Origin of the sequence: Streptomyces sp. NBC_00028 (assembly GCF_045041065.1) — a bacterium.
GTDB lineage: Bacteria > Actinomycetota > Actinomycetes > Streptomycetales > Streptomycetaceae > Streptomyces.
In genome coordinates this window covers 3,181,979-3,198,133 of the sequence record NZ_CP108293.1, presented here as the reverse complement: position 1 = coordinate 3,198,133, position 16,155 = coordinate 3,181,979, and the positions used below count along the sequence as shown (strand labels likewise).

General features: G+C 69.1%; 15 protein-coding genes. 13 read left to right on the top strand and 2 right to left on the bottom strand.

Annotation, left to right across the window (positions count from 1 at the left end):
* The first annotated feature begins 94 nt into the window (after nt 1–94).
* From recG to mutM, 8 genes are all read left to right on the top strand, one after another.
* On the top strand, nt 95–2,305 hold the full coding sequence (gene recG, locus OG885_RS13920) for an ATP-dependent DNA helicase RecG (RefSeq protein WP_405730808.1): 2,211 nt from the start codon (nt 95–97) through the stop codon (nt 2,303–2,305).
* 39 nt (nt 2,306–2,344) lie between these two features.
* A complete protein-coding gene (gene rsmD, locus OG885_RS13915) occupies nt 2,345–2,932 on the top strand; it encodes a 16S rRNA (guanine(966)-N(2))-methyltransferase RsmD (protein WP_405730806.1) in 588 nt (195 codons plus the stop codon).
* A gap of 26 nt (nt 2,933–2,958) precedes the next feature.
* Nucleotides 2,959–3,438 carry a pantetheine-phosphate adenylyltransferase gene (gene coaD, locus OG885_RS13910; RefSeq protein ID WP_399966598.1) on the top strand — a complete coding sequence of 160 codons (480 nt, stop codon included), beginning with the start codon at nt 2,959–2,961 and terminating at the stop codon, nt 3,436–3,438.
* Nucleotides 3,439–3,495: 57 nt separating this feature from the next.
* Nucleotides 3,496–4,533 (top strand): cell division initiation protein, encoded by a 1,038-nt coding sequence (locus OG885_RS13905; RefSeq protein WP_405730803.1) that lies wholly within the window; start codon nt 3,496–3,498, stop codon nt 4,531–4,533.
* A gap of 153 nt (nt 4,534–4,686) precedes the next feature.
* Nucleotides 4,687–5,334, top strand: a complete 648-nt coding sequence (locus OG885_RS13900) for a YceD family protein (RefSeq protein ID WP_405730801.1) — start codon at nt 4,687–4,689, stop codon at nt 5,332–5,334.
* A 2-nt stretch (nt 5,335–5,336) separates the two neighbouring features.
* Nucleotides 5,337–5,510: a 50S ribosomal protein L32 gene (gene rpmF / locus OG885_RS13895; RefSeq protein ID WP_007493396.1), complete on the top strand. Its 174-nt coding sequence runs from the start codon at nt 5,337–5,339 to the stop codon at nt 5,508–5,510.
* 7 nt (nt 5,511–5,517) lie between these two features.
* Nucleotides 5,518–6,321, top strand: a complete 804-nt coding sequence (gene rnc / locus OG885_RS13890; protein ID WP_405730799.1) for a ribonuclease III — start codon at nt 5,518–5,520, stop codon at nt 6,319–6,321.
* A gap of 91 nt (nt 6,322–6,412) precedes the next feature.
* On the top strand, nt 6,413–7,273 hold the full coding sequence (mutM, locus tag OG885_RS13885) for a bifunctional DNA-formamidopyrimidine glycosylase/DNA-(apurinic or apyrimidinic site) lyase (RefSeq protein WP_405730797.1): 861 nt from the start codon (nt 6,413–6,415) through the stop codon (nt 7,271–7,273).
* On the opposite strand, the gene OG885_RS13880 is transcribed toward mutM, so the two are convergent.
* Nucleotides 7,246–7,653 (bottom strand): winged helix-turn-helix transcriptional regulator, encoded by a 408-nt coding sequence (locus OG885_RS13880; RefSeq protein WP_399966583.1) that lies wholly within the window; start codon nt 7,651–7,653, stop codon nt 7,246–7,248. The two genes, mutM and OG885_RS13880, sit on opposite strands and share 28 nt — an antisense overlap.
* A gap of 108 nt (nt 7,654–7,761) precedes the next feature.
* Here OG885_RS13880 and OG885_RS13875 point away from each other — a divergent pair, with 108 nt between their 5' ends.
* Nucleotides 7,762–8,352: a flavodoxin family protein gene (locus tag OG885_RS13875; protein ID WP_405730795.1), complete on the top strand. Its 591-nt coding sequence runs from the start codon at nt 7,762–7,764 to the stop codon at nt 8,350–8,352.
* Nucleotides 8,353–8,417: 65 nt separating this feature from the next.
* Here the strand turns inward: OG885_RS13875 and OG885_RS13870 are convergent, their stop codons facing one another.
* On the bottom strand, nt 8,418–9,611 hold the full coding sequence (locus OG885_RS13870) for a CAP domain-containing protein (RefSeq protein ID WP_405730793.1): 1,194 nt from the start codon (nt 9,609–9,611) through the stop codon (nt 8,418–8,420).
* Nucleotides 9,612–9,784: 173 nt separating this feature from the next.
* Here OG885_RS13870 and OG885_RS13865 point away from each other — a divergent pair, with 173 nt between their 5' ends.
* The 4 genes from OG885_RS13865 (at nt 9,785) to OG885_RS13850 (ending at nt 16,038) form a co-directional block, all read left to right on the top strand.
* Nucleotides 9,785–10,066 (top strand): acylphosphatase, encoded by a 282-nt coding sequence (locus tag OG885_RS13865; RefSeq protein WP_399966586.1) that lies wholly within the window; start codon nt 9,785–9,787, stop codon nt 10,064–10,066.
* Between the two features lie 383 nt (nt 10,067–10,449).
* Nucleotides 10,450–10,653 carry a hypothetical protein gene (locus OG885_RS13860; RefSeq protein WP_037649730.1) on the top strand — a complete coding sequence of 68 codons (204 nt, stop codon included), beginning with the start codon at nt 10,450–10,452 and terminating at the stop codon, nt 10,651–10,653.
* A gap of 216 nt (nt 10,654–10,869) precedes the next feature.
* Nucleotides 10,870–14,454 (top strand): chromosome segregation protein SMC, encoded by a 3,585-nt coding sequence (gene smc / locus OG885_RS13855; RefSeq protein ID WP_405730790.1) that lies wholly within the window; start codon nt 10,870–10,872, stop codon nt 14,452–14,454.
* Nucleotides 14,455–14,619: 165 nt separating this feature from the next.
* Nucleotides 14,620–16,038, top strand: coding sequence for a sugar porter family MFS transporter (locus OG885_RS13850; protein WP_405730788.1), 1,419 nt, complete (start codon nt 14,620–14,622; stop codon nt 16,036–16,038).
* Nucleotides 16,039–16,155 lie beyond the last annotated feature (117 nt).

Below are 16,155 nucleotides of genomic sequence, written 5' to 3'. Positions count from 1 at the left end.
GATGGCCGGAGGCGCGTCATCCTAAAGCCGGAACAGCCCGCCTGACCAGGGGTTTCGCAAGACGTATACGGCTTTGTCAGTGGGGTGGTGTGCAATGGATCTCGTGCCCGCGCTCGAAGAACCACTGAAAAAGGTGCTCGGACCACCCACCGCGAAGGTGATGGCCGAGCATCTCGGCCTGCACACCGTCGGCGATCTCCTGCACCACTACCCGCGCAGATACGAGGAGCGGGGCCAGCTCACCCACCTCGCCGACCTCCCCATGGACGAGCACGTCACGGTGGTGGCGATGGTCGCCGACGCCCGCCTGCACACCTTCGCCTCCAGCAAGGCCCCGCGCGGCAAGGGCCAGCGCCTCGAAGTCACCATCACCGACGGCAACGGCCGCCTCCAGCTGGTCTTCTTCGGCGCCGGCGTCCACAAACCGCACAAGGAACTCCTGCCGGGCACCCGCGCGATGTTCGCGGGCAAGGTCTCCGTCTTCAACCGCCGCCTCCAACTGGCACACCCGGCATACGAGTTGCTGCGCGGCGACGCGGAAGAGACGGTCGAGACCTGGGCCGGCGCCCTCATCCCCCTGTACCCCGCCACGGCCAAGCTGGAGTCCTGGAAGATCGGCAAGGCGATCCAGACGGTCCTGCCCAGCGCCCAGGAGGCCGCCGACCCCCTCCCGGACTCCCTGCGCGAGGGCCGCGGTCTGGTCTCCCTCCCCGAGGCCCTCCTCAAGATCCACCGCCCGCACACCAAGGCCGACATCGACGACGCCCGCTCCCGCCTCAAGTGGGACGAGGCCTTCGTCCTCCAGGTCGCCCTCGCCCGCCGCCGCCACGCCGACGCCCAACTCCCGGCGGTCGCCCGCAAACCCAAGCCGAACGGCCTCCTCACGGCCTTCGACGACCGACTCCCCTTCACCCTCACCGAGGGCCAGCAGAAGGTCTCCAAGGAGATCTTCGACGACCTGGCGACGGAGCATCCGATGCACCGGTTGCTGCAGGGAGAGGTCGGTTCGGGCAAGACGATGGTGGCCCTGCGCGCCATGCTCGCCGTCGTCGACGCAGGCGGTCAGGCCGCCATGCTCGCCCCCACCGAGGTCCTCGCCCAGCAGCACCACCGCTCGGTCGTCGAGATGATGGGCGAGCTGGCCGAGGGCGGCATGCTGGGCGGGTCCGAGCACGCCACCAAGGTGGTGGTGCTCACCGGGTCCATGGGGACGGCCGCCAGGAGACAGGCGCTGCTCGACCTCGTCACCGGCGATGCGGGCATCGTCATCGGCACCCACGCGCTGATCGAGGACAAGGTCCAGTTCCACGACCTCGGCCTGGTCGTCGTCGACGAACAGCACCGCTTCGGCGTCGAGCAGCGCGACGCCCTGCGCGGCAAGGGCAAACAGCCCCCGCACCTCCTCGTCATGACGGCCACGCCCATCCCGCGCACGGTCGCGATGACGGTCTTCGGCGACCTGGAGACCTCGGTCCTCGACCAGCTCCCGGCGGGCCGCTCCCCGATCGCCAGCCATGTCGTCCCGGCCGCCGACAAGCCCCACTTCCTGGCCCGCGCCTGGGAGCGGGTGCGCGAGGAGGTGGAGAACGGCCATCAGGCCTACGTCGTCTGCCCCCGCATCGGCGACGCCATCGACGAACCCGCCGACCCCAAGAAGGCTCGCAAGTCCGCCGAGGACGAGGCCGAGAAGCGCCCGCCGCTGGCCGTCCTGGAGATCGCCGACCAGCTCACCAAGGGCCCGCTGAACGGGCTGCGGGTCGAGGTCCTGCACGGCCGTATGCATCCCGACGACAAGGACGCGGTCATGCGCCGCTTCGCCGCCGGCGAGACCCATGTCCTGGTCGCCACCACGGTCATCGAGGTCGGTGTCAACGTCCCCAACGCCACCGCCATGGTGATCATGGACGCCGACCGCTTCGGCGTCTCCCAGCTCCACCAGCTCCGCGGCCGGGTGGGCCGAGGCTCGGCGGCGGGCCTCTGTCTCCTGGTGACCGAGATGCCGGAGGCCAGCGCCGCCCGCCAGCGCCTGAACGCGGTGGCCTCGACCCTGGACGGCTTCGAACTCTCCCGCATCGACCTCGAACAACGCCGCGAGGGCGACGTCCTCGGCCAGGCCCAGTCCGGCGCCCGCACCTCGCTGAAGGTCCTCGCCGTCATCGAGGACGAGGAGGTCATCGCGGAGGCGCGGGAGGAGGCGGTGGCGGTGGTGGAGGCGGACCCGGAGCTGGAGAACCTCCCGGCTCTGCGCACGGCGCTCGATGCTCTCTTGGACGAGGAGAGGGAGCAGTACTTGGAGAAGGGCTGAGAAACTGAACCCGTCCCCATCCCCGAACAAGGACCGAAGATGACTCGCGTGATCGCCGGGACAGCCGGTGGACGTCGCCTGGCCGTACCCCCGGGAAACGGAACCCGCCCCACCTCCGACCGCGCACGCGAAGGTCTCTTCTCCACCTGGCAGTCCCTCCTGGGCGGCCCCCTGGACGGCGAGCGAGTTCTCGACCTCTACGCCGGATCAGGCGCGGTCGGCCTCGAAGCTCTCTCCCGCGGCGCGAGCCACACCCTCCTCGTGGAGGCGGACGCGAGAGCCGCCCGGATCATCCGGGAGAACGTGAAAGCGATCGCCCTCCCCGGCGCCGAGGTCCGGGCGGGCAAAGCGGAGCAGATCGTCCAGCAACCGGCACCGGCCGAGCCGTACGACATCGTCTTCCTGGACCCGCCGTACCGAGTCACAGATCACGATCTTCGGGAGATTCTCCTCACACTCCGCTCGGGGGGCTGGCTCGCGGCGGACGCGCTCGTCACCGTGGAGCGCAGCACCAGAGGCGGTGAATTCGGATGGCCGGAGGGTTTTGAAGCACTCCGGTCCCGTCGCTACGGCGAGGGAACGTTTTGGTACGGTCGCGCCGCCTCTACGTGCGAAGACGCACGATGACCGGACCGGAGAGCGAGGGAGCTCAAGTGCGCCGCGCCGTCTGTCCCGGGTCGTTCGACCCGATCACCAACGGACATCTCGACATCATTTCCCGCGCCTCCCGTCTGTACGACGAGGTCTATGTCGCGGTCATGATCAACAAGTCCAAGAAGGGCCTGTTCGAGATCGACGAGCGGATCGATCTGATCCGCCAGGTCACCGCCGAGTACGGCAACGTGAAGGTCGAGGCCTTCCACGGACTCCTCGTCGACTACTGCAAGCAGCGCGACATCCCCGCGATCGTCAAGGGCCTGCGCGCGGTCAGCGACTTCGACTACGAGCTGCAGATGGCCCAGATGAACAACGGCCTCTCGGGCGTGGAGACCCTGTTCGTCCCCACCAACCCCACCTACAGCTTCCTGTCCTCCTCCCTCGTCAAGGAGGTCGCGACCTGGGGCGGCGACATCGCCCACCTGGTGCCGCCGGTCGTCCTGGACGCCCTCAACGAGCGCCTGCACAAGGACTGATGGGGCTACAGTCGTCCCGTCCGTCTCCAACACAGCTGTAGAGAGTGGCGAGCACAGGTGGACGTGCAGAAGAAGCTCGACGAGATCGTCGCCTCGGTCTCCGGCGCCCGGTCGATGCCCATGTCGGCCTCGTGCGTGGTCAACCGCGCCGAACTGCTCGCGATGCTGGAGGAGGTCCGGGCGGCCCTGCCCGACTCCCTCGCCCAGGCACAGGTGCTGATCGGCGACCGTGACTCGATGGTCGAGCAGGCCCGCCAGGAGGCCGAGCGGATCATCTCCGGCGCGCACGCCGAGCGCGGCTCGCTGATCTCCGACACCGAGGTGGCCCGCCGCTCGCAGGCCGAGGCCGACCGGATCCTGAACGAGGCCCGCAGGGAGGCCGAGGAGGTCCGCGCCGAGGCCGACGACTACGTCGACTCCAAGCTCGCCAACTTCGAGGTCGTCCTCACCAAGACCCTCGGCTCGGTCGGCCGCGGCCGCGAGAAGCTCCTCGGCACCGGACCGGGCCTGGACGAGCAGGGCTACGAGGACGAGGACGCCCCCGAGCGCAGCCACGACCCCGAGACCCTGCGCCGCGACGCCGACGCGTACGTCGACACCAAGCTGGGCGCCTTCGAGGCGGTCCTCGCCAAGACCCTGGAGGCGGTCGGCAAGGGCCGTGCCAAGCTGCACGGCCGGATCGCCACCGACGACCTCGGCGCCCTCGCCGACGACCTCTCCACCGTCCAGCACTCCAGCGACGCCGACTACCTCGCCGACCTCGCGGCCCTCGCCGAGCAGGACACCCCGGCCGTACCGCAACAGCAGCAGTACGACCAGCAGCCCGCCTACGGCTACCAGCAGCAGGACACCTACGGCGGCGGCTATCCGCAGCAGCCGGCCTACGCCCAGCAGCAGGACCCCTACGGCTACCAGCAGGCCGATCCCTACGCCTACCAGGGCTACGACGCCCAGCAGGTCCCCTACGACGCCGGACAGGCCCAGCAGGCCGCGCAGGCCCAGCAGTCGTACGCGCTCGACGAGACCAGCCTCTTCGACACCGGCATGATCACGCCGGAGCAGCTGAGGGCGTACGAGCAGGGCCGCGGCCAGTAAGCACCGGTCGGGGACGGGTCGCCGACCACCGGATTGGGCCGTGAGCGAAAGGTCCAGTATCCTGGCTCTTCGGTCGCGCGTACGTCCGCGATCAACGCTGCCCGGGAACACCGAAGGGCGGCGTCCCTCTGAGCTCGAAGATCGAAAGCAGGAATGGTTCTGAACGCCCGCCTCGACCACCGCAACCCTCTCGTGTTCGATACGCACGAGCTGGGGCGGCGTCCTGGTGCGCTGCAGCGCCTGACCCGTGAGATCGACGCCCCCAAGGATCTCGGGATCCAGGGAGTCATCGGAGTGCCGGAAGGCGCCCCGGTGGAGCTCGAACTCCGCCTTGAGTCGGTCATGGAAGGGGTGCTTGTCACAGGCACCGCCCGTGCACTGGCGAAGGGGGAGTGCGTAAGGTGTCTGGAGCCGCTCGAGCTGGAGCTCGCAGCGGACTTCCAGGAGATGTTCTCGTACCCTGACGCCGACGAGCGGGGCCGCGCGAAAGCGGCGGAGCCCGACGACGACGCCGAGGACGACGAGGACAGGCTCTATCTCGAGGACGGCCTGTTCGACCTCGAACCCGTGCTGCGTGACGCGGTGGTGCTTGCCCTGCCGATGCAGCCGGTGTGCCAGGACGACTGTCTGGGCCTGTGCTCCCAATGCGGAGCGCGGCTCACGGACGACCCGGACCACCACCACGACGCCGTCGACATCCGTTGGGCGGCACTGCAGGGACTCGCCGGTTCACTCGAAGACGGCGAGAAGGACGAGATGAGCGGCGCCGAAGCTGGCGTCGACGAGAAGCAGGAGAAGTAGCCGTGGCTGTTCCGAAGCGGAAGATGTCGCGCAGCAACACGCGCCACCGCCGGTCGCAGTGGAAGGCTGCGGTCCCCACCCTGGTTGCGTGCGAGCGCTGCCACGAGCCCAAGCTGCAGCACATCGCGTGCCCGTCTTGCGGCACCTACAACAAGCGCCAGGTCCTCGAGGTCTGAGCGGCTGGTGAGAGGCACTGTGTCCACGCCGAAGAAGAACTCTGCGGAGACCACGGCCTCGTCCCACACGCTGTTGGAAGGGCGGCTCGGGTACAAGCTCGAGTCCGCCCTTCTGGTGCGTGCGCTGACCCACCGGTCCTACGCGTACGAGAACGGCGGTCTGCCGACCAACGAACGGCTGGAGTTCCTCGGGGACTCCGTGCTCGGCCTCGTGGTCACCGACACGCTGTATCGCACCCACCCCGACCTGCCCGAAGGCCAGCTGGCCAAGTTGCGGGCCGCGGTGGTCAACTCTCGTGCGCTGGCGGAGGTGGGCCGTGGGCTCGACCTTGGCTCCTTCATCCGGCTCGGCCGCGGTGAAGAGGGCACGGGCGGCCGGGACAAGGCGTCCATCCTCGCCGACACCCTCGAAGCGGTGATCGGCGCGGTCTATCTCGACCAGGGTCTGGACGCGGCGGGCGAACTCGTCCACCGGCTCTTCGACCCTCTGATCGAGAAGTCCTCCAACCTCGGTGCCGGCCTGGACTGGAAGACCAGTCTCCAGGAGCTCACCGCGACCGAAGGACTCGGCGTGCCCGAGTACCAGGTCTCGGAGACCGGCCCCGACCACGAGAAGACCTTCACTGCTGCCGCCCGCGTCGGAGGCGTCTCGTACGGCACCGGCACCGGCCGCAGCAAGAAGGAGGCGGAGCAGCAGGCCGCCGAGTCCGCCTGGCGGTCCATCCGGGCCGCGGCGGACGAGCGCGCCAAGGCTGCGGCGAAGGCCGCTGAAGCCGACGCCGGCGTCGACGAGACGCCCGCCTCCGCCTGAGAAACAGCAGAGAACAGAGCAGCACACCGAGCGCCCGTCCCGCACCGGGGCGGGCGCTCGGCTCATACACCGGCTTGTCACGGGGGATCCCATGCCCGAGTTGCCCGAGGTCGAGGTCGTACGACGCGGTCTGGAGCGGTGGGTCGCCCATCGCGCGGTCGCCGAGGCCGAGGTACTGCACCCGCGTGCGGTACGCCGGCACCTCGCCGGTGCCGATGACTTCGCGCACCGTCTCAAGGGCCATCGCATCGGCGTCCCCAGCCGCCGCGGCAAGTATCTGTGGCTGCCCCTGGAGGACACCGACCAGTCGGTCCTGGCGCACCTCGGCATGAGCGGTCAGCTCCTGGTCCAGCCGCACGAGTCACCGGACGAGAAGCATCTGCGCATCCGCGTCCGTTTCGCCGACGGTCTCGGGACCGAGCTCCGCTTCGTCGACCAACGCACCTTCGGCGGACTGTCGTTGCACGACAACACCGTGGACGGCCTGCCCGACGTCATCGCGCACATCGCCCGCGACCCCCTGGACCCCCTCTTCGACGACGAGGCCTTCCACCAGGCTTTGCGCCGCAAGCGCACGACCATCAAACGGGCCCTGCTGGACCAGTCGTTGATCAGCGGCGTCGGCAACATCTATGCGGACGAGGCGCTTTGGCGCTCCCGCGTGCACTACGAGCGTCCGACCGCCGGCTTCACGCGCCCGCGCACGGCCGAACTCCTGGGCCACGTAAGGGATGTGATGAACGCGGCCCTCGCGGTCGGCGGCACCAGCTTCGACAGCCTGTACGTCAACGTCAATGGAGAGTCCGGCTACTTCGACCGCTCGCTCGACGCTTACGGCCGTGAAGGCCTGCCCTGCAAGCGGTGCGGTACGCCGATGCGCCGACGGCCGTGGATGAACCGGTCGAGCTACTTCTGCCCGAAGTGTCAGAGGGCGCCGCGCGTCTCGTCGTAGCGCTGACGTGCGTCGAGCACGTCGTCCATCCGGCCCTCCAGGAAGTGGATGAGGCCGAGCAGCCGCGTGGCCATCTCCTGGCCCAGCGGCGTCAGTTCGTAGTCCACGCGGGGCGGGTTGGTCGGCTGGGCCTCGCGGTGCACCAGGCCGTCGCGCTCCAGCGCGTGCAGGGTCTGGGACAGCATTTTCTCGCTCACGCCGTCGACGCGACGGCGCAGCTCGTTGAAGCGCAGGGAGCCCTCGTGCAGCGCGCCGAGCGTGAGCGCGCCCCAGCGGCCGGTGATGTGCTCCAGGGTGCCCCGCGACGGGCAGGCCTTGGCGAACACGTCGAAAGCCAGGTCCTGGTCCTGCTCGGGCGTGCGCTCCTGCGTGATGTCCATACCTCAAGCGTACTCGAACGCAGCGCTAACCGGTAGGTTGCACTAACTAGAAGTTAGTGCTTTCCTTTCTTCATCGTCAGTGACCTGCGCATCCCAGGAGTTCCCATCGTGACCACCCCTGTTGTCTCCATCGCCTACCACTCCGGCTTCGGCCACACCGCCGTCCTCGCCGAGGCCGTCCGCGCCGGTGCGCAGGAGGCCGCAGCCGAGGTGCATCTGATCAACGTCGCCGAGATCACCGAGGAGCAGTGGACCGTCCTCGACGGCTCCGACGCGATCGTCTTCGGCTCGCCGACCTACATGGGCACCGCGTCCGGCCCCTTCCACGTCTTCGCCGAGGCGACCTCGAAGCGCTGGTTCGGACAGGACTGGAAGGACAAGCTGGCCGCCGGCTTCACCAACTCCGGCTCCAAGAGTGGCGACAAGCTGCACACCCTGCAGTTCTTCCAGATCCTCGCCGCCCAGCACGGCATGCACTGGATCAACCTCGGTCTGCACCCGGGCTGGAACAACAGCGAGGGCTCCGAGCACGACCTCAACCGCCTCGGCGTCTTCGCGGGCGCCGCCGCGCAGACCAACGTGGACGAGGGTCCGGACGCCGTCCACAAGGCCGACGTGGCGACGGCCGAGCACCTCGGGCGCCGGCTGGCCGAGACGGCGAAGGTGTTCGCGCACGGCCGGACCGCCGTCGCCGCGTAAGCATCGGGACATACGAAGGGGCTCCCGTCCGGTGACCGGATGGGAGCCCCTCGTCGCAGGCGCTGCTAGTAGCCGAAGTCCTGGGTCCACCAGGGTCCGCCGAACCCGAAGTGAACACCCACGCCCAGCGTCTTGAAGTCGCAGTTCAGGATGTTCGCCTTGTGGCCCGGGCTGTTCATCCAGGCCTCCATCACCGCTGCCGCGTCGGCCTGGCCCCTGGCTATGTTCTCGCCACCGAGGTTGCTGATGCCGGCCGCCTCGGCCCGGTCCCAGGGGGTCCTGCCGCTGGGGTCGGTGTGGTCGAAGAAGCCCTCGGCCGCCATGGCGTCGCTGAAGTCCTCGGCGAGCTTGCCCAGCGCGCTGTTCGCGGACACCGCGCTGCACCCCACCTTGGCCCGCTCCTCGTTCACCAGCTTCAGCACCTCGGCCTCGGCCTGCGCCTCGGCCGACACCGTGATGCCCGGAGCGGTGGTGTTCTGCGGCGCTTTGGTGGCCGTCCGCGTAGGAGTCGCCTTCGGCTCCTTGGTCGGCGTCTTCGTCGCTTCCTTGCTCGGCGTCTTGGTCGGCGCCGCCGTCGAGGCCGAGGCGGACGGGGTGGGGGTCGGCGAGGCCGTGCGGTCGCCGCCGCGGCTGGCCGCCTCGTCCTCCCGGCTGTCGTCGGCGCTGCCGGACGTGCCGCCCTGCTCAGTCGCGGAGTTGGTCGGGGTGTCCGCGGCCTGCACCTTGTCGGCGCCGCTGCCGCCGCCGAGCTTGTAGTTGTCGAGGCCGGGCACCACACCGGTGGCGACCGCGACAGTGCCGATGGCGACCGCGGCGGAGACCCCGAGCAGACCGGTCTTGACCGGCGTCACGACCCGCTTCTTGCGCCGACGCCGCGAGCCACCGCGCCGCGGCCCGTCGTCCGGCGAGAAGCCCTCGCTCGGGAACATGGCGGTGCCGCTGGTCCGGGCGTACTCGTCGTTCGTCGCGTAGAGATAGGCGTCGCTGCGGGAGTGCGCCTCGGGGTTCAGATAGGGCGCGATCCCCATCGTGGGGTACTCGCCCGTGTGCGGACCCCGGGCGTCGGCCTCGAAGTCGTACGAGAACTGCTGGTCGATGCCGTACGCGTGCTGCTGGTCGACGCCGTACGGATCCTGCTGGTCAATGTTGTACGAGTCCTGCGGGTCGTAGCCGCTCGTGTACGAGCCGTCTGTTTCCGTGACCCCCGTGGCGCGGCCCGTGGCGGCGCGGCCGGCGGCGGAGCGTCGGTGGCGTCCCATGTGTCCTGGCCTTCCTCGTCCTTTGTGGCCGACTCGTCCCCGGCGGTCGGACCGAACTCACAAAACTCACACGATCGAGTGAGTTTCGTATGAGATTCATTGGCAGGGGACGGTACCGCATGGCGCCAGGGGAGGGAGCGCCCGGAGAGACATTGGTTGGTTAGGTTGCACTCATGAGCGAGGATGTACGACTGGTCGCCTGGGTGCGTGGACGCGTCCAAGGTGTGGGTTTCCGCTGGTTCACGCGGGCCAAGGCCCTGGAGCTCGGTGGGCTGAGTGGTTTTGCTCTCAATTTGGGGGACGGACGGGTCCAGGTGGTCGCCGAGGGCCCGCGCGAGGGGTGCGAAGGACTCCTCGAGTGGCTTCTGGGTGACGACACGCCCGGACGCGTGGACGGTGTCACCGAGATCTGGGACACACCCCGCGGGGGTTACGACGGCTTCGCCATCCGTTGAACCGGTTCTGTAAACCACGCCTGGTGGAAGCGGAGGGACATGCCACCGGCAGCTGCCCGAAGCAGAAAGGCCCTGGTGGTTGCCAAGAACGGCTTTTCCTGGGAGGCTCCGCACTTAAGGATGATCGCTACGCCCCGAGGGCCCCGCAGGAGTCGCTGCGCCGCCGTTTCCAGGCCGCGCGCCCCCGGGTTGCCCGCCAATACGGGGCGTGATCGTGTTGACCGTCAAACTTTTTGGTGAGACGCTGAATGCACCCCGCGCACCTTAGCTGTTTGGCATGGATGAACGGCAGCACGAACTCAACAGTGTCAAGCATCGCGGGTGCGAATCCCTCACGACCCACACCGCTTCGGTCGGTCACTCAGTGTGGAGGACCATCCATCATGGCAAAGGCGCTTCTCGGTTACGTCGGCGGCTCCGACCCGCGACTCATTGCCGAGATGCGACGGCTCCAGCAGCGCGTACAGGACCTGGAATCCGAGCTCGTACGGATCCAGGCCGAGAACGACGCGCTCGCGGCTGCCGCTTCTCACGACTCGCTTCTGGAGAGCATCGACGCACACCAGGCGGAGCCTGCGCTCACCTGATCACTGCATCGCATCACGACAAGCAGTGGTTGGGCTGCCCGTATCAACCGCTAAGTTGTCAGAGTTGCAAGGGACGCTTCGGCGTCCCTTCTTTCTTTCCCCCGCACTTCCCTCACTCTCTTTAACGTCTGATGTGCCCTGCACGTTCATGGGTGAAACCGCGGGAAACAGCACGTTCATGGAGTGAGACAACCCCGGCGGGTAGAGTCCAGCGGCGTGCACCTCAAGGCCCTGACCCTCCGCGGGTTCAAGTCGTTCGCCTCGGCGACCACGCTCCGGTTCGAGCCGGGCATCACGTGTGTCGTGGGACCGAACGGCTCGGGCAAGTCCAACGTCGTCGACGCCCTCAGCTGGGTCATGGGCGAGCAGGGTGCCAAGTCGCTGCGCGGCGGCAAGATGGAGGACGTCATCTTCGCCGGCACCACCGGGCGTCCGCCGCTCGGCCGCGCCGAGGTGTCCCTGACCATCGACAACTCCGACGGCGCGCTGCCCATCGAGTACGCCGAGGTCACCATCACGCGGATCATGTTCCGCAACGGCGGCAGCGAGTACCAGATCAACGGCGACACCTGCCGCCTCCTCGACATCCAGGACCTTCTCTCCGACTCCGGCATCGGCCGCGAGATGCACGTCATCGTCGGCCAGGGCCAGCTCGACTCCGTCCTGCACGCCGACCCGATGGGCCGCCGCGCCTTCATCGAGGAGGCGGCCGGAGTCCTCAAGCACCGCAAGCGCAAGGAGAAGGCCCTCCGCAAGCTGGACGCGATGCAGGCCAACCTCGCGCGCGTGCAGGACCTCACGGACGAACTCCGAAGGCAGCTCAAGCCCCTCGGCCGCCAGGCAGCGGTGGCCCGGCGGGCCGCCGTCATCCAGGCCGATCTCCGGGACGCCCGCCTGCGCCTGCTCGCCGACGACCTCGTACGACTGCGTGAGGCACTCAAGACCGAGGTCGCCGACGAGGCCGCGCTGAAGGACCGCAAGGAGAACGCCGAGCAGGAGCTGAAGGAGGCGCTCCAGCGCGAGGCGCTCCTGGAGGACGAGGTACGGCAGCTCACACCACGCCTCCAGCGCGCCCAGCAGACCTGGTACGAGCTCTCCCAGCTCGCCGAGCGGGTGCGCGGCACCGTCTCGCTCGCCGACGCGCGCGTGAAGAGCGCGACCTCCGCCCCGCCCGAGGAACGCCGGGGCCGTGACCCCGAGGACATGGAGCGCGAGGCCGCCCGCATCCGGGAGCAGGAGGCCGAGCTGGAGGCGGCCCTGGAGGCGGCCGAGCACGCCCTGGAGGACACGGTCGCCCACCGCGCCGAACTGGAACGCGCGCTGACCGACGAGGAACGGCGTCTGAAGGACGTCGCCCGTGCCATCGCCGACCGCCGCGAGGGCCTGGCCCGCCTCAACGGCCAGGTCAACGCGGCCCGTTCCCGCGCCGCCTCCGCCCAGGCCGAGATCGACCGCCTGGCCGCGGCACGGGACGAGGCCCAGGAGCGGGCCGTCACCGCGCAGGAGGAGTACGAGGCCCTCAAGGCCGAGGTCGACGGGCTCGACGCAGGGGATGCCGAGCTGGCCGAGCAGCACGACGCGGCGAAGGCGGCCCTGGCCGAGGCGGAGGCAACGCTGACGGCAGCCCGCGAGGCGGCGACCGCGGCGGAGCGCAAGCGGGCGGCGACACAGGCCCGGCACGAGGCGCTGGCGCTTGGCCTGCGAAGGAAGGACGGGACGGGCATACTGCTCGGCGCGAAGGACCGCCTCACCGGCCTGCTGGGCCCGGCGGCGGAGCTGCTGACGGTGACCCCGGGCTACGAGGTGGCACTGGCGGCGGCGTTCGGCGCGGCGGCGGACGCCCTGGCGGTCACGTCCCCGTCAGCGGCGGCGGACGCGATCCGTCTGCTGCGCAAGCAGGACGGCGGTCGGGCGTCACTACTGCTCGCCGGGTCACCTGAAGCGCCCCTCAGGGGCGCGGGGAACTGCGCGACCAGCCACGATGCGCCCGCAGACGCCACACAACAGCACGCGGCAGACTTCGTCCGCGGCCCTTCCGACCTCATGCCGGCGGTAGAGCGCCTTCTGCACGGCATCGTCATCGTCAGCACCCTCGAAGACGCCGAAGACCTCGTCTACGCCAACCCCCACCTCACCGCAGTCACCGCCGAAGGCGACCTGCTGAGCGCCCACTTCGCCCACGGCGGCTCCGCAGGCGCCCCCAGCCTCCTCGAAGTACAGGCATCCGTGGACGAGGCAGCCGCTCAGCTGGAAGAACTGGCGGTGAAATGCGAGGAGTTGACCAAGGCGCAGCACGCCGCCCAGGACCGGCGCAAGGAATGCGCCACCCGGGTCGAGCAGCTCGCGGAGCAGCGTCGGGCCGCGGACCGGGAGAAGTCCACCGTCGCCCAACAGCTCGGCCGCCTCTCCGGGCAGGCGAGGGGCGCCGCCGGTGAGGCCGAGCGGTCCACCGCGGCTGCCGCCCGGGCCCAGGACGCACTCGACAAGGCCCTCCAGGACGTAGAGGAACTCGCCGAACGTCTCGCCGTCGCCGAGGAGATGCCCGTCGAGGAGGAGCCGGACACCGCTGTACGGGACCGGCTCGCCGCCGACGGTGCCAACGCGCGGCAGACCGAGATGGAGGCCCGCCTCCAGGTCCGTACGCACGAGGAGCGCGTCAAGGGTCTGGCCGGCCGCGCCGACTCCCTCGACCGTGCCGCCCGCGCGGAGCGCGACGCACGCGCGCGTGCCGAGCAGCGGCGGGCGCGGCTGCGGCACGAGGCGACGGTCGCCGAGGCCGTCGCTTCCGGGGCGCGGCAACTGCTGGCCCATGTCGAGGTCTCCCTGACCCGCGCCGACGCGGAGCGGACCGCCGCCGAGGCCGCGAAGGCTCGCCGGGAGCAGGAGCTCACCGCCGCTCGTGCCACCGGCCGCGATCTCAAGGCCGAGCTCGACAAGCTCACCGACTTCGTGCACCGCGGCGAGGTCCTCGGTGCCGAGAAGCGGATGCGGATCGAGCAGTTGGAGACCAAGGCGCTGGAGGAGTTGGGGGTCGAGCCCGCGGGGCTGGTCTCCGAGTACGGCCCGCATCAGCTCGTACCGCCCTCTCCGCCCGCCGAGGGCGAGGAGCTGCCGGAGGACCCGGAGCATCCGCGCAACCAGCCGAGGCAGTTCCACCGGGCGGAGCAGGAGCGACGGCTCAAGGCGGCCGAGCGGGCGTACCAGCAGCTCGGCAAGGTCAATCCGCTGGCCCTTGAGGAGTTCGCGGCGTTGGAGGAGCGGCACAAGTTCCTCAGCGAGCAGCTGGAGGACCTGAGGAAGACGCGCGCCGATCTCCTCCAGGTGGTGAAGGAGGTCGACGAGCGCGTCGAGCAGGTCTTCACCGAGGCGTACCGGGACACGGCCCGTGAGTTCGAGGGTGTCTTCAGCCGGCTGTTCCCGGGCGGTGAGGGGCGGTTGATCCTGACCGATCCCGACAACATGCTCACCACGGGCGTGGACGTCGAGGCGCGTCCGCCGGGCAAGAAGGTCAAGCGGCTCAGCCTGCTGTCCGGTGGCGAGCGGTCCCTCACGGCCGTAGCGTTGCTGGTGTCGATCTTCAAGGCACGGCCGAGCCCGTTCTACGTCATGGACGAGGTCGAGGCCGCGCTCGACGACACCAATCTTCAGCGGCTGATCCGGATCATGCAGGAGCTGCAGGAGGCCTCGCAGCTCATCGTGATCACGCACCAGAAGCGGACGATGGAGGTCGCCGACGCGCTGTACGGCGTCTCCATGCAGGGCGACGGCGTCTCGAAGGTCATCAGCCAGCGGCTGCGCTAGTCACGTCTACCCGGTCTTCACTTCTTCAATCCTTGAACTCAACCTCCTCACCGGTGCCTGTTTTCTCACACCGCCACCGGTGTTGACTTCATAACTTGAAGGCATAAGGTCTGCATCGTTGTTCTTGCCTTCAGGCAGCGTTGCCGATGGCCTTAGGAGTTGAACGTGACCAGCACTGCGCAGCCACCCAAGTCAGGAGCCAGGACGGCTCATCCCGATCATCTCGGGCACGTCATCTTCATCGCGGCGGCGGCCGCGATGGGCGGTTTCCTGTTCGGCTACGACAGTTCCGTGATCAACGGTGCTGTCGAGGCCATCCGGGGCCGTTACGACATCGGCTCGGCGGCGCTGGCGCAGGTCATCGCCATCGCCCTGATCGGCTGCGCCATCGGCGCCGCGACCGCGGGCCGTATCGCCGACCGCATCGGCCGGATCCGCTGTATGCAGATCTCGGCCGTGCTCTTCACGGTGAGCGCCGTCGGCTCGGCGCTGCCCTTCGCGCTCTGGGACCTCGCCTTCTGGCGCATCGTCGGCGGCTTCGCCATCGGCATGGCCTCCGTGATCGGCCCCGCCTACATCGCCGAGGTCGCCCCGCCGGCCTACCGCGGCCGTCTCGGTTCCTTCCAGCAGGCCGCGATCGTCATCGGCATCGCCATCTCGCAGCTGGTCAACTGGGGTCTGCTCAACGCGGCCGGCGGCGACCAGCGCGGCAAGCTGATGGGCCTGGAGGCCTGGCAGGTCATGCTCGGCGTCATGGTGGTCCCGGCCGTCCTCTACGGCCTGCTCTCCTTCGCCATCCCCGAGTCCCCGCGCTTCCTCATCTCCGTCGGCAAGCACGAGCGTGCCCGGGAGATCCTCGCGGAGGTCGAGGGCGACAAGATCGACCTCGACGCGCGCGTGTCGGAGATCGAGCACGCGATGAAGAGCGAGCACAAGTCGACCTTCAAGGACCTGCTCGGCGGGAGCTTCTTCTTCAAGCCGATCGTCTGGGTCGGTATCGGGCTGTCGGTCTTCCAGCAGTTCGTCGGCATCAACGTCGCGTTCTACTACTCCTCGACGCTGTGGCAGTCGGTCGGCGTCGACCCGACGGACTCGTTCTTCTACTCCTTCACGACGTCGATCATCAACATCGTCGGCACCGTGATCGCCATGATCTTCGTCGACCGCATCGGCCGTAAGCCGCTGGCCCTCATCGGCTCCGTCGGCATGGTGATCGGTCTCGGCCTGGAGGCCTGGGCGTTCTCCTTCGACCTGGTCGACGGCAAGCTCCCGGCCGCCCAGGGCTGGACCGCCCTCATCGCGGCCCATGTCTTCGTCCTCTTCTTCGCCCTGTCCTGGGGTGTCGTCGTCTGGGTCTTCCTCGGCGAGATGTTCCCGAACCGGATCCGTGCCGCCGCGCTCGGCGTCGCCGCCTCCGCGCAGTGGATCGCCAACTGGGCCATCACCGCGAGCTTCCCGTCGCTGGCCGACTGGAACCTCTCCGTGACCTACGTGATCTACACGGTCTTCGCCGCGCTCTCCATCCCCTTCGTCCTCAAGTACGTCAAGGAGACGAAGGGCAAGGCGCTGGAGGAGATGGGCTGAGCGGCCCGCACGAACCCGGGGAGACGGGCCCAACCCCGCTGCCCGTCTCCCCGTGACCGCCACCGCCGCCCCGGCTCGGCCACTGCCCGAGCCGGGGCGGCGGTGTCATGCCGTGGA

Bases quoted from the DNA above. Each gene is read 5' to 3' on its own strand.
- recG (WP_405730808.1), top strand. From the start codon at position 95: ATGGATCTCGTGCCCGCGCTCGAAGAACCACTGAAAAAGGTGCTCGGA.
- rsmD (WP_405730806.1), top strand. From the start codon at position 2,345: ATGACTCGCGTGATCGCCGGGACAGCCGGTGGACGTCGCCTGGCCGTA.
- OG885_RS13900 (WP_405730801.1), top strand. From the start codon at position 4,687: ATGGTTCTGAACGCCCGCCTCGACCACCGCAACCCTCTCGTGTTCGAT.
- mutM (WP_405730797.1), top strand. From the start codon at position 6,413: ATGCCCGAGTTGCCCGAGGTCGAGGTCGTACGACGCGGTCTGGAGCGG.
- OG885_RS13880 (WP_399966583.1), bottom strand. From the start codon at position 7,653: ATGGACATCACGCAGGAGCGCACGCCCGAGCAGGACCAGGACCTGGCT.
- OG885_RS13870 (WP_405730793.1), bottom strand. From the start codon at position 9,611: ATGGGACGCCACCGACGCTCCGCCGCCGGCCGCGCCGCCACGGGCCGC.
- OG885_RS13865 (WP_399966586.1), top strand. From the start codon at position 9,785: ATGAGCGAGGATGTACGACTGGTCGCCTGGGTGCGTGGACGCGTCCAA.
- OG885_RS13860 (WP_037649730.1), top strand. From the start codon at position 10,450: ATGGCAAAGGCGCTTCTCGGTTACGTCGGCGGCTCCGACCCGCGACTC.